The sequence below is a fragment of the Streptococcus mitis genome, assembly GCF_946190325.1.
GTDB lineage: Bacteria > Bacillota > Bacilli > Lactobacillales > Streptococcaceae > Streptococcus > Streptococcus mitis_CF.
Genome location: NZ_CAMHZR010000001.1, coordinates 212,322 through 225,728, shown reverse-complemented (window position 1 = coordinate 225,728; position 13,407 = coordinate 212,322). Strand labels below are relative to the sequence as shown.

The following is a 13,407-nucleotide window of genomic DNA, read 5'->3' as shown; positions in this document are numbered from 1 at the left end:
ATTCTAACTGTCCTTTTCCTAGTATTAAAAAGCCTCTTTCCAAGGGGAAAGAGGACTAAATATTATTGATGAACAGCTTGGGCTGCTGTGATAAGGGTTAACTTGTAAACATCATCTGCATTACATCCACGAGAAAGGTCGTTAACTGGCTTGTTCAAACCTTGCAAAACAGGACCTACTGCCGCAAAACCACCAAGACGTTCTGCCATCTTGTAGCCGATATTTCCTGCCTCGATACCTGGGAAGATGAAGACATTTGCTTGACCAGCTACTGTACTTCCAGGAGCTTTCAAAGCTGCAGTTTCAGGAACAAAGGCTGCATCAAATTGCAACTCACCATCGATTTCAAGGTCAGGGCGCAAGTCGTGAGCAATTTTAGTTGCTTCAACAACCTTATCAACGCTTTCTCCAAATCCTGAACCTTTAGTAGAATAGCTTAGCATAGCAATTTTAGGTTCAATTCCGAACATCTTAGCTGTGATTGCTGAGTTAATCGCAATTTCAGCCAAGGCTTCTGCATCTGGATTGATATTGATAGCACAGTCTCCAAATAGATAACGTTCCGTACCACGAACCATGAGGAAGGCACCTGAAGTGCGAGTTACATTTGGACGAGTTTTGATAATTTGAAGGGCTGGACGAACTGTTGAAGCTGTTGAGTGAATCGCTCCTGACACCATTCCATCAACCAAGCCCAAGTAAACCAACATAACACCAAAATAGTTGACATCTTCAACCAAAACCTTGCGTGCATCTTCTTCAGACATTTTGCCCTTGCGACGCTCCACCAAGGCAGCAACCATTTCTTCAAATTTATCGTAGTGTTGAGGGTCGATGACTTCATAACCATCTTCGATACCTTCGATTTCAAGATAAATTTTAATTTTTTCAGGATTTCCAAGCAAAACAGGAATCACTTCTGTTTCTTTTACCAAGCGTTTAGTCGCTTGAAGAATACGTGGCTCTTCCCCTTCAGGGAGAACGATACGAGCATTTTTACCAACAAGGTTGGCTTTGAGACTTTCAAAAACTTCCATGAGTTTTCTCCTTTAAGATAATAATTATACTCTGAAACAGTTTTTATAGAGTATTAGTTGATAACTGGGTAATAAGGTTCCTAAAATCATCTGGCAAGGGACTTTCTAACTGCAAGTCTTGCTCTAAAAATGGATGATAAAAGGATAGGTAATGGCAATGCAAGGCCTGACGTTGGATGCCATCGTCCAAACTACCACCATACAAATCATCTCCCAACAAAGGAAAACCAATATGAGAAAAATGGACTCGAATTTGGTGAGTTCGACCAGTATGCAGGCGAATATCAACCAAATGAATATTTTCATAAGAAGCTACAATCTTGTAGGAAGTATGGGCATACTTTCCACCTTTAGCCACCCGTCTGGTGATAATAGAGTCTTCATCACGCGCAATCGGAGCAATGATTTCCCCCTCCGGCTCCAAGTGTCCATCACCTTTAATCAAAGCAAAGTAGCGTTTTTCAATGGACTTTTTCTGCAACTGCTTGTCTAATCGTGCATGGGCATAGCCGTGCTTAGCAAAGAGCATCAAGCCAGAAGTGTCACGATCAAGTCTAGTCACAATGTGAACCTGCTGATTTTCATAGTTTTTCTTGACGTAGTAACCCTTGATAAAATTGGCGATAGTATTGGAGTGGTTGACACTAGGAATAGAAGCCACTCCATATGGTTTATTCAAGACTAGAAAATGGTCATCCTCATAGAAAATATCCAGTGGGCGCTCGATAGCTTCAAGAGTTTCAAAGCCTTCCTCAGCAGGAATATCAATAATAACTTTGTCTCCAATATCCAATAGATACGTTGCATTTTGCGGTTGGTCATTGACCAGAATAGCTCCACCTCGAAACTTAATCTTGGCCAGAAGTCCCTTAGAAACCTCGTGCTTTTTCAAGAAGGTCTTAACCTTGACATGTTCATCTGCGATAAATTCAAACCTCATTCGTCCACCTCGCCGATGAAAGCATCTTTAACACGATTCCAGAAACTGGTGTGGCTCGGCGACGCTACAAAGTGAATCTTATGATGGTCTATTTGATACTCAATTCGCTCAATATTGCGGAAAGAATAAACGCTATTGTCAACCGAAATGGTATGGTAATCGTTTCTTGTTGGAATAAGTTCAATCTTATCCTTCTTAGGAACAATAATAGACGAACCCAGCGTTCGATAGACACGATTGTTAAGGCTGGCAATTTCCGTTAATTGCAAAGCTTCAATGGTTGGGTGTAAAACAGCTCCACCGAGCGACTTGTTATAGGCTGTACTACCAGTCGGTGTCGAAACTGTTAGCCCATCTCCACGAAAACGTTCAAAGTGGACACCGTTAATCACAACATCCGCCACCATGGTTCGATCAGACCTGCGGATGCTGGCTTCATTTAGTGCTCTAAAAATCTTCACTTCACCATTTTCAAGAAAGACCTTCACATTTAGAACAGGGTAAGAGACTCTTGCTCCGGTATCTAGCTGCAAATTAGTCACTAGCTTATCCAACTCAAAATCACGGTAGTCCGTATAGAAGCCCAAATGTCCAGTGTGAACACCAATGAAGCGGACCTTGTCAAGCTGGTTTTCGTACTTATGAAAGGCCGACAAGAGCATACCATCCCCACCGATAGAAATAACGATATCTGGATTGGTATCATTGAGTATAAACTGATTTCTCTTCAAACGATCTCGCAATTCATACAAAACCCTTTGACTCTGCGGTTTTCTATTAGCTATCAGGTCAATTCTTTTACCTGTATTCTTCATCTGTATCGTCACTGTTTCCTACACCATCATTTAATTTTCTACTCAAAGGATCAAAAAGTGCCTGGGCTTCCTGGATATCATCTCGAATTTTACCCATTTCTTCATCCAACTGATGAGCAATCTTGGCTGTAATTTCCAGTCGCTTCTTTATCTCCTCTGGGAAATCCCCTTGGTACTTGTAGTTGAGAGAATGTTCTATCGTTGCCCAGAAATTCATGGCCAAGGTACGTATTTGAATTTCCGCCAAAATGGTTTTAGCACCATTGATAGTGTCAACCGTATATTCTACTACCACATGATAGGAACGATAGCCTGATGCTTTTCGATGAGTAATGTAATCTCGCTCCTGTATGATCCGCATATCCTGACGCTTGCGCAAAATCTCCACTACTTCCTTGACGTCATCTACAAACTGAACCATCACACGCAAACCAGCAATATCTTGCAAATCGTGCTCTAAGGTCGCATAAGTAATGCCACGCCGAGCCATTTTTTCCCTGATGCTCTCAATTGGCTTGACTCGGCCAGTCACAAACTCAATCGGAGAATGCCTATTTTGCTTACGATATTGCTTCCGAATACCACGTAGTTTAATCTTTAACTCACCAACAGCTTGAATGTAAGGATCTAGAAATTCTTCCCATTCTAAGGTCATATATTCTCCCTTGTTCTCATATTATCCTTCAAAAATATCTTTGATTTTTTCTCCAGATTCATATACAATAAATACAATGCTATTATATCATATAATCCGCTTTCATAGACAAAGAAAAGGTAAGAAAATTGAAACATTTAGAAATTGAATTGAAAACACTCTTGAAAAAAGATGAATATAATCGTCTAAAAGACCAGTTCACAGACGTCACTCCTGTTCTTCAAAAAAATTACTACATAGACACGCCTGATTTTGAACTGCGAGAAAAGAAAGTTGCTTTGCGCATTCGCACTTTTGAAGATTGGGCAGAATTGACACTCAAAGTCCCACAAAGTGTCGGAAACATGGAATACAATCAAAAATTGCAACTAAAAGATGCTGAAAACTATCTGAGCAAGAAAAAACTTCCTCAAGGGCTAGTACTGGATGAATTGGCGAAACATGGTATTAAAACTAGTAAATGGCAGATTCTTGGTTGTCTAACAACTCTTCGCTATGAAATGCAAACAGCTATTGGTCTCATGGCGCTGGATGAAAGTCAGTACTTTGATATTACAGATTACGAATTAGAGCTTGAAGTTGAGAATCACGAGCAAGGGAAACAAGATTTCCAGCAATTTTTAGAGGAAAATCAGATTGCTTATCAAAAAGCTCCCTCAAAATTGGTCCGATTTGTCAAAAGCATGAAAAATAGCTGAAATAATCTCTATTTTTTGGTAAAATGGAAAAGATAAAATACAAAAATCCCTGTTCATATAGGCTAGGCAGATATGACTAGGATTTAAAAAGTTTACAGAGGACGGTCTATAATGTCAGATAGAAAAAACATGAAACTTTTCGCACTCAACTCTAATCAAGAAATTGCACAGAAAATTGCTCAAGCTGTTGGTGTCCCACTTGGAAAACTATCATCACGTCAATTTTCAGACGGAGAAATCCAAGTAAATATCGAAGAAAGTGTCCGTGGTTATGATGTTTACATCATCCAATCAACAAGTTTCCCAGTTAACAACCACCTAATGGAATTGTTGATCATGGTCGACGCTTGTGTACGTGCAAGTGCCCACAGTATCAACGTTGTCCTTCCATATTTTGGCTATGCACGTCAAGACCGTATCGCTTCACCACGTGAGCCACTTACAGCTAAACTAGTTGCTAATATGCTGGTTAAGGCTGGTGTTGATCGTATCCTTACACTTGATCTACATGCCGTTCAGGTTCAAGGATTTTTTGATATTCCTGTTGACAACCTCTTCACAGTTCCCCTATTTGCAAAACATTACTGCGATAAGGGGCTCCTTGGTTCAGATGTTGTTGTCGTCAGCCCTAAAAATTCAGGTGTGAAACGTGCCCGTAGCTTGGCTGAATATCTTGATGCTCCTATCGCCATTATCGACTATCCTCAAGACGATGCAACTCGTAACGAAGGTTATATTATCGGTGATGTTGAAGGTAAGAAAGCTATCTTGATTGACGATATTTTAAATACAGGACGTACCTTCTCTGAAGCAGCCAAAATCGTTGAACGTGAAGGGGCTACAGAAATTTATGCTGTTTCTAGCCACGGTCTCTTCGTTGAAGGTGCTGCTGAACTTCTTGACAATACTAAGATTAAAGAAATTCTTGTGACTGATTCAGTAGCAACAAAAGAAAAAACTCCTAAAAACGTATGCTACATCACTGCTAGTGAGTTAATTGGTGATGCCATCGTCCGTATCCACGAAAGAAAACCAGTCAGCCCACTCTTTGCCTACAACAAAAAGAAATAAGGTGATTCTTTGATTTATTTGGACAATGCTGCAACGACTCCCATGTCAACAGTTGCTATTTCAGCTATGACCAAGGTTATGCAAGAAACCCATGGCAATCCTTCTAGTATTCATGGTCATGGTCGTCAAGCTGGAAAACTCTTGAGAGAAGCCCGTCAGGAACTAGCCCAGTTACTGGGGACAAAACCTCAACATATCTTTTTCACTTCTGGTGGGACTGAAGGAAACAATACTGCCATCATTGGCTACTGCCTTCGTCATCAAGAACAAGGAAAACATATCATCACAACTGCCATTGAGCACCATGCTGTCCTTGAAACGATTGATTACTTGGTTCAACACTTTGGGTTTGAAGCAACCATTATCCAGCCAGAAAATCAAGAAATCACAGCCCAACAAATTCAAAAAGCTTTACGTGACGATACGATTTTGGTTTCAACCATGTTTGCCAATAATGAGACAGGAAACCTACTGCCCATTGCTGAAATTGGCCAAATACTCAAGCAACACCCTGCCGCCTATCATGTCGATGCAGTTCAGGCTATTGGCAAAATACCAATTCATCCCGAAGAATTGGGCATTGATTTTCTCACCGCTTCTGCCCATAAATTCCATGGCCCTAAGGGAATCGGCTTTCTCTACGCATCTAGCATGGACTTTGATTCCTATCTACATGGCGGAGACCAAGAACAGAAAAAACGTGCAGGGACTGAAAATCTAGCTGCCATAGTGGCTATGGTTGCAGCCCTAAAAGAAGACCTAGAAAAGCAAGAAGAACATTTTCAACATGTACAAAATTTAGACACTGCCTTTCTTGCAGAGCTAGAGGACATTCAATATTACTTGAATAGAGGAGAACATCATCTCCCTTATGTTCTCAATATTGGATTTCCTGGTCAGAAAAATGACCTCTTACTCCTTCGTCTAGATTTAGCTGGAATTTCAATCTCTACTGGCTCAGCCTGTACGGCAGGTATTGTCCAATCTAGCCATGTTCTTGAAGCTATGTACGGAGCAAATTCAGAACGCTTGAAGGAATCCATTCGTATCAGTTTGTCGCCAGAAAATACTGTTGAAGATCTACATACCCTCGCAAAAACCTTAAAAGAAATTATCGGAGGTTAGCCATATGGCATTTGAAAAAACCATTCAGTTAAAAAATTGTCGTTACGACTACACTCTTAGCCCTTCTGTTAAAAAATTCACCCTTAAGGACAATACCTTTTTTGAGACTAAGGTTGGTAACTATGAATTGACTCGCCTTTTGGAAAAAGTTCCGAACAGTGGTGAAGGCTTCCAACTCAAAATCATCATTAACAAGGAACTTACAGGTGCTAAAATCAATATCACTGACAAGTTTGGGCTACGTCTAGTTGATATTTTCAAATCAGAAGACCACCACATTCATCAGGAAAAATTCTACTTCCTCATGGATAGCTTGGTAGAACGTGGTGTCTTTACAAAATCTGAAAGATAGGTCCCATATGTTTGAACTGACCTATAAGGACAGCTATCATGTAGAACGCACTCTCAAGTATGAGGATTACGAGGCTCTCATGCTGGCTCTGTCAGGATGTGTAACCCTACCAGATACACTTTATGTGACTTCTCTGACTTTTAAGGGCCAGAAAGTTTACCAAGGGCTGGTCGGGGACCTCTACCGTTTTCTATCACATGCAGATTTTTTACATCAAAACTAAGATTTTTCTTAGTTTTTTCTTATTTTTGTTGATTTTTTCACAATGTTTCTATAAAATAGAAGAATAGAAAGGTTGTGATTTTGTGAAAGATAAACAGTCTGCTATTCCAAAAGCTACAGCGAAAAGACTCTCTCTCTACTATCGAATTTTTAAGAGATTTCATGCAGAAAAGATTGAACGTGCCAACTCTAAGCAAATTGCAGAGGCTATCGGTATTGACTCAGCGACTGTACGTCGTGATTTTTCCTATTTTGGTGAACTAGGTCGGCGTGGATTTGGCTATGATGTCAAAAAACTGATGACATTTTTTGCCGATTTGCTCAATGATAACTCCATCACCAATGTCATGCTGGTTGGTATTGGAAATATGGGCCATGCCCTTCTCCACTACCGCTTCCACGAGCGTAACAAGATGAAGATTATCATGGCCTTTGACCTAGATGACCATCCCGAAGTCGGTACTCAAACTCCTGATGGAATTCCCATTTACGGGATTTCTCAAATCAAGGATAAAATCAAGGATGCTGATGTGAAAACTGCTATCCTGACCGTTCCCAGCGTCAAGTCACAAGAGGTTGCCAATCTCTTGGTGGATGCTGGCGTGAAAGGAATTCTCAGTTTTTCACCAGTCCATCTGCATTTACCAAAAGACGTGGTCGTTCAGTATGTCGATTTGACAAGTGAACTCCAAACCCTCCTCTACTTCATGCGAAAAGAGGATTAGAAAGCGAAAATCATTTTATGAAAAAACCAGTTATAGGGATTACAGGAAACGAAAAAACTCATCCAGATGATGACATCATGATGAGCTACGTAGCAAAAGGCTTTGTTGAAGGCGTTAAAGAAGCTGGAGGAATTCCCATCATCCTACCGATTGGTGATCAAGAAATGGCCTTCCACTATATCAGTATGATTGACAAGCTCATCTTGACAGGTGGGCAAAATGTTGATCCAAAATTCTATGGTGAACCAAAAACCATCGATAGTGATGACTACCACCTTCAAAGGGATATCTTTGAACTGGCCCTCATCAAGGAAGCTATTAAACAGAAAAAGCCAATTTTTTCTGTCTGCCGTGGAACTCAACTCTTTAACGTTGCCATGGGTGGAACTTTGTACCAAGATATCGAAGACCATTGGCAGGATTGTTCTGCTGAGTACACAACTCAGCGATTGGTAACAGAACCTGATACAGTTCTTCGAGAAATCTATGGAGAAATTTCCCATATCAACTCCTTCCACCACCAGAGCATCAAGGATTTAGCACCAAATTTAAAAATTGTGGCTCATGATCCTAAAGATGGTATCATTGAAGCTGTTATGAGTACGGATGACATTGCCTTCCTCGGTGTCCAATGGCATCCAGAATTTCTATTTGAAAATCGTCCCAAAGATAAAAACCTCTTTGACTATGTCGTAAATGAACTTTAAATTAAATCTGTCTTTTCACGGTAACTAAAGTAACTAGAATGGGAGACAATCAAATGGTCCAATAGGACAATCCCCATCAAGTCACAGGCTTCTTTGACAAGCTTAGTTACATGATCATCATTTCGACTAGGCGCTACCGCTCCTGAAGGATGATTATGGACCAAGATGAGTGAAGTCGCCATATGCTTGATAGCATAGTGAAGAATCTCACGTGGTTCAGCAATACTACGAGTAGCTGAGCCGATAAAAATGGTCTGTTGATGGATGATTTGATTTTGAGTATTGAGATAGAGCGCCACCAGGTGCTCTTGTTTTTTATGTCCCAACTCCTGCTGCATCTTCTTGGCCAGCTTTTGGCTACTGAGAATACTTTCCATCTCAATAGTCTCATGTTTATGAATACGATGCCCCAGTTCAATCATAGCTTGTAACTCTATGGCCTTAACACGGCCGATACCAGATAGACTCTGCAATTCCTGCAGGGTCATTTTTTTCAAATCCGTTAGACTTGAAAGGTTGTTCAAAACTTTCTGGGCAATTTCAAAAACACTGACTTGCCGTGTTCCTGTCCTGAGTAAAATAGCTAACAACTCTTGATTACTAAGCGCTTCTACTCCTTCCTTGGCTAGTCTTTCTCTTGGCAATAGTGAATCTTCTTGAAATGAAATACTGTACATAAAAATCCTCCTCACTTTATTATTCGTGAGAAGGATGGAAAATTATATTTTTTTCTCAATTGGGGCTACACTAGCTAAAAGTTTTTTCAAACCTACTTCTGGGAAATTGATTTTTAATTCCTGCCTAGCACCGCTTCCTGAAACTTCCAGAACAGTTCCCTCTCCCCATTTCTTGTGGAGGGCAATGTCACCAATAGACCAATTTGCCTCACTAGACGCTGATTTTGTTCCAGCTGTAAATTGACCAAATGGGAGACCGCTTGACTGGATAGTTTTTGGTGCCACACCGCGTTTACGGTCTTGAAGGGCCTGGGCAAGACTCATACCTTGACCAAAGGCGAGACCACCACTGCTATAAGATGCCTTAAAGCTTGTATTTACAGGACGAGCCAGACCTTGATACTCAAGTAAGTCTGAGCTGATTTCGTTAATAAAACGAGTCGGACGGTTGTAGTTAGTACGACCAAAAAGCAGGCGCGAATTGGCATTTGTCAGATAGAGAATTTTCTCTGCACGCGTAATTCCTACATAGGCTAGACGGCGTTCTTCTTCTAATTCATCTTGATCTTCAGCTGCACGGCTAAGCGGAAAGACATTTTCTTCCATCCCAATCAAAAAGACAACTGGAAACTCGAGGCCTTTGGCAGCATGCAGGGTCATTAGGGTAACTTCTGATGTCTCCTGACTACCTGAATCTGTGTCCGCAATCAAAGCCAAGTCATTTAAGAAACGACTCAATTTATCCAGACCAGTTTCCTCTTCTGACACATCAGAGGTGTCATCAAAGTTTTTCGTCACAGAGAGGAACTCTTCAATATTTTCAACCCTAGCCTTGCTTTCTAAAGTCGCTTGAGCATTTAGAATATCGACGTAACCTGTTTTTTCTAGGACGGCCTCAACCAACTCAGTAATGCTTAACTGTTCCAGTTGCTCCCGCAAATCCAGAATCATATTGGCAAAATCCCAGATAGACTGGGCTGCTTTACCCTTGATACCAGATAACATGATATTGGCTGAAGCATCTAGCATGGACATGTCTTGCATATTCGCAAAGTCACGGATTTTCTCAACAGTGCCTGGGCCAATTCCACGTTTTGGCTCGTTGATAATACGCTCAAAACTGATATTGTCACTCAAATTGGCAATAAGATTGAGGTAAGCAATAATATCTCGGATTTCCTTACGGCTGTAGAACTTGGTTCCGCCAACCATGGTATAAGGAATATTTGACTTGAGCAAGGCTTCCTCGATAGTACGGGACTGCGCATTAGTACGATAAAGAACTGCAAAATCCTTGTGAAGGAAGTTTTGACTCCGACCAAGTTCATCTATAGTTCTGGCTACAAATACAGCCTCATCTAGCTCATCATTGGCACGATAGTAAACGATTTGCTCCCCATCAGCATTTTGAGTCCAGAGATTCTTAGGACGGCGATTTTTATTGTTTTTGATAACCTCATTAGCCGCTTGGAGAATGGTTTTAGTTGAGCGATAATTCTCCTCCAACAAAACAACCTTGGCTTGGGGATAATCCTTTTCGAAGTCCAAGATATTCTGCATATCAGCACCACGCCAACCGTAGATAGACTGGTCCGCATCCCCAACCACACAGATATTTTTAAAGCGCGAAGCCAAGAGTTTGACCAATTGGTACTGGGCATGGTTGGTATCTTGGTACTCATCAACGTGGATGTATTGGAATTTCTGTTGATAGTAAGTCAAGACATCAGGATTCTGATCAAAGAGACGCAAGGTCAGCATAATCAAATCATCAAAGTCAACCGACTCCGACTGACGAAGCTCTTTTTGGTAAGCCGTGTAACACTGGGACACGATTTGCGTATACATATCGCCAGCTTGGGCAGCATAAGCTACATCATCAATCAGGTCATTCTTAGCATTGGAAATGGTTCCTAAGATGCTTCGTTCATTCCATTTTTTCGGATCCAAGTTCAACTGCTTGAGAATGCGTTTCATGAGCGTTCGCTGTTCACCAGGATCTACAATTGTAAAATTGCGGTTGTAGCCAATATGGTCCGCATCGCGACGTAGTATACGAACACACATGGAGTGGAAGGTCGCAATCAAACAGTCCTGAGTGGCTGAATTGAGACCATAAGCACGCTCTTTCATCTCACGCGCAGCCTTGTTAGTAAAGGTAATGGCCAAGATATTCCAAGGATTGACCAGCTTTTCATCAATCAGATAAGCGATGCGGTGGGTCAAAACTCGAGTCTTCCCAGAGCCAGCCCCTGCCATGATTAACAAGGGACCTTCTGTCGTTTGTACCGCCTCAGCCTGACGGTCATTCATTCCATTTAATAATGCGTTCATCTTCTCTTCCTTACTCTTGAAGTCAATATTTCTATTATATCAGAATTCAGGGAAAATATCTTTACCTAGACTGGTTACGTGTAGAAGGCAACTCCTTATATCTAGATAAAAAATGAGCTTGGATAGTATTTCCAAACTCATTTGAATTCAATTAAACTATTAGAACAAGCCTAGAACGGTTCCATCGCTTTCAACATCCATGTTTAGAGCAGCTGGTCGTTTTGGAAGTCCTGGCATGGTCATGACATCTCCAGTTAAGGCAACTATGAAGCCTGCACCTAATTTTGGCACCAATTCGCGAATGGTAATTTCAAAGTTTTCAGGTGCTCCAAGTGCACTGGGATTGTCTGAGAAACTATACTGAGTCTTAGCCATACAGATTGGTAATTTATCCCAGCCATTTTGAACAATTTGAGCGATTTGAGTTTGAGCTTTCTTTTCGAAGTTTACTTTTGAACCACGATAGATTTCAGTAACAATCTTTTCAATCTTTTCTTGGACAGAAATGTCGTTGTCATAAAGACGAGTGTAGTTAGCTGGGTTTTCAGCGATTGTTTTAACCAAGGTTTCAGCCAGTGCCACTCCACCTTCTGCACCATCAGCCCAAACACTAGCCAATTCAACTGGTACATCGATTGAAGCACAGAGTTCTTTTAAGGCTGCAATTTCAGCCTCTGTATCAGATACAAATTCATTAATAGCTACGACTGCTGGAATACCGAACTTACGGATATTTTCAACGTGGCGTTTCAAGTTAGCAAAACCTGCACGAACTGCTTCTACGTTTTCTTCAGTAAGAGCGTCTTTAGCCACACCACCATTCATCTTAAGGGCACGAAGGGTTGCAACAATGACAACTGCATCTGGAGATGTTGGCAAGTTTGGTGTCTTGATATCAAGGAATTTTTCAGCACCAAGGTCCGCACCAAAACCAGCTTCAGTAACTGTGTAATCAGCCAAGTGAAGGGCTGTGCTTGTTGCCAAGACTGAATTACATCCGTGAGCAATATTGGCAAATGGACCACCGTGTACAAAGGCAGGTGTACCGTAAATTGTCTGAACCAGGTTCGGTTTAATAGCATCCTTCAAAATCAAAGCCAAGGCACCTTCAACCTGCAAATCACCTACAGAAACTGGTGTACGGTCGTAACGATAACCAATAACGATATTCGCCAAACGACGTTTCAAGTCCTCGATGTCCGTTGCCAAGCAAAGAATTGCCATGATCTCTGAAGCAACTGTAATGTCAAAGCCATCCTCACGTGGAATACCATTTAGAGGGCCACCAAGCCCAACTGTTACATGGCGAAGAGCACGGTCGTTCAAGTCCACAACACGTTTCCAAAGGATACGACGTTGGTCAATTCCCAACTCATTTCCTTGGTGTAAGTGGTTGTCAATCAAGGCAGAAAGAGCATTGTTGGCAGTTGTAATGGCATGCATATCCCCAGTAAAATGAAGGTTGATGTCTTCCATTGGCAGAACTTGAGCATAACCACCTCCAGCTGCACCACCCTTAATTCCCATTACTGGACCAAGAGATGGTTCGCGAATAGCAATCATGGTTTTCTTGCCAATCTTGTTCAAGGCATCCGCAAGACCAATGGTAATAGTTGATTTTCCTTCACCTGCAGGTGTTGGGTTGATGGCAGTAACCAAGATCAATTTCCCAACTGGATTGCTCTCAACTGCACGAATTTTATCAAAGCTGAGCTTAGCCTTGTACTTTCCATACAACTCCAAATCATCGTAAGAAATACCAAGTTTCTCTACAACATCAACGATTGGCTTCAACTCAATACTCTGTGCGATTTCAATATCTGTTTTCATTCAAAACTCCTATAACCTCTTTTATGATAATTCATTATAACACAAAACAAGATTTTTAACATCCCAAAACTCTCTAAACGTTCGTAAATATCCCTGTTTTTAAGGTTTTTAGAGTCCTTTCTTAAATTTTATATGGCTTTATAGTTTGAAACTATATTCTTTCCTTTTACCAAATTTTTATCACTTTCATTTTACTTACCGTTTATTTTTGTGTACAAT

The 13,407-nt window shown here is 41.1% G+C and carries 14 protein-coding genes; 7 read left to right on the top strand and 7 right to left on the bottom strand.

Features of this window, described 5'->3' with window-relative positions; genetic code table 11:
- Nucleotides 1-62: 62 nt before the first annotated feature.
- From pta to yjbM, 4 genes are read right to left on the bottom strand one after another with little or no spacing between them, the layout of a single operon-like run.
- On the bottom strand, nt 63-1,037 hold the full coding sequence (pta, locus tag N8M95_RS01105) for a phosphate acetyltransferase (RefSeq protein WP_000451571.1): 975 nt from the start codon (nt 1,035-1,037) through the stop codon (nt 63-65).
- 43 nt (nt 1,038-1,080) lie between these two features.
- A complete protein-coding gene (locus tag N8M95_RS01100) occupies nt 1,081-1,977 on the bottom strand; it encodes an RluA family pseudouridine synthase (protein ID WP_261116421.1) in 897 nt (298 codons plus the stop codon).
- Nucleotides 1,974-2,792, bottom strand: a complete 819-nt coding sequence (locus N8M95_RS01095; RefSeq protein WP_000799056.1) for an NAD kinase — start codon at nt 2,790-2,792, stop codon at nt 1,974-1,976. The genes N8M95_RS01100 and N8M95_RS01095 overlap by 4 nt, the downstream gene beginning before the upstream one ends.
- Nucleotides 2,776-3,447, bottom strand: a complete 672-nt coding sequence (yjbM, locus tag N8M95_RS01090) for a GTP diphosphokinase (protein ID WP_000171692.1) — start codon at nt 3,445-3,447, stop codon at nt 2,776-2,778. Before yjbM ends, N8M95_RS01095 begins: the two co-directional genes overlap by 17 nt.
- Nucleotides 3,448-3,575: 128 nt before the next feature.
- Here yjbM and N8M95_RS01085 point away from each other — a divergent pair, with 128 nt between their 5' ends.
- From N8M95_RS01085 to N8M95_RS01055, 7 genes are all read left to right on the top strand, one after another.
- Nucleotides 3,576-4,145, top strand: a complete 570-nt coding sequence (locus N8M95_RS01085; protein WP_261069540.1) for a CYTH domain-containing protein — start codon at nt 3,576-3,578, stop codon at nt 4,143-4,145.
- 111 nt (nt 4,146-4,256) lie between these two features.
- Complete coding sequence (locus N8M95_RS01080; protein ID WP_004254210.1) at nt 4,257-5,216, top strand: ribose-phosphate diphosphokinase; 960 nt, start codon at nt 4,257-4,259, stop codon at nt 5,214-5,216.
- Between the two features lie 9 nt (nt 5,217-5,225).
- A complete protein-coding gene (locus tag N8M95_RS01075; RefSeq protein WP_247927883.1) occupies nt 5,226-6,341 on the top strand; it encodes a cysteine desulfurase family protein in 1,116 nt (371 codons plus the stop codon).
- A gap of 4 nt (nt 6,342-6,345) precedes the next feature.
- Nucleotides 6,346-6,693, top strand: a complete 348-nt coding sequence (locus N8M95_RS01070; protein WP_000863540.1) for a DUF1831 domain-containing protein — start codon at nt 6,346-6,348, stop codon at nt 6,691-6,693.
- A 7-nt stretch (nt 6,694-6,700) separates the two neighbouring features.
- Complete coding sequence (locus N8M95_RS01065; protein WP_024057589.1) at nt 6,701-6,916, top strand: DUF4649 family protein; 216 nt, start codon at nt 6,701-6,703, stop codon at nt 6,914-6,916.
- A gap of 82 nt (nt 6,917-6,998) precedes the next feature.
- Complete coding sequence (locus tag N8M95_RS01060; RefSeq protein WP_000653417.1) at nt 6,999-7,640, top strand: redox-sensing transcriptional repressor Rex; 642 nt, start codon at nt 6,999-7,001, stop codon at nt 7,638-7,640.
- A gap of 17 nt (nt 7,641-7,657) precedes the next feature.
- Complete coding sequence (locus tag N8M95_RS01055) at nt 7,658-8,347, top strand: gamma-glutamyl-gamma-aminobutyrate hydrolase family protein (protein WP_261116420.1); 690 nt, start codon at nt 7,658-7,660, stop codon at nt 8,345-8,347.
- Here N8M95_RS01055 and radC read toward each other — a convergent pair.
- The 3 genes from radC to N8M95_RS01040 form a co-directional block, all read right to left on the bottom strand.
- Nucleotides 8,344-9,024: a RadC family protein gene (radC, locus tag N8M95_RS01050; protein WP_024057587.1), complete on the bottom strand. Its 681-nt coding sequence runs from the start codon at nt 9,022-9,024 to the stop codon at nt 8,344-8,346. The two genes, N8M95_RS01055 and radC, sit on opposite strands and share 4 nt — an antisense overlap.
- A 42-nt stretch (nt 9,025-9,066) precedes the next feature.
- The gene (pcrA, locus tag N8M95_RS01045; protein ID WP_261116419.1) at nt 9,067-11,358 is read right to left on the bottom strand and encodes a DNA helicase PcrA; all 2,292 of its coding nucleotides are present in this window, start codon (nt 11,356-11,358) and stop codon (nt 9,067-9,069) included.
- 159 nt (nt 11,359-11,517) lie between these two features.
- The gene (locus tag N8M95_RS01040) at nt 11,518-13,188 is read right to left on the bottom strand and encodes a formate--tetrahydrofolate ligase (protein WP_261116418.1); all 1,671 of its coding nucleotides are present in this window, start codon (nt 13,186-13,188) and stop codon (nt 11,518-11,520) included.
- Between the last annotated feature and the right edge of the window lie 219 nt (nt 13,189-13,407).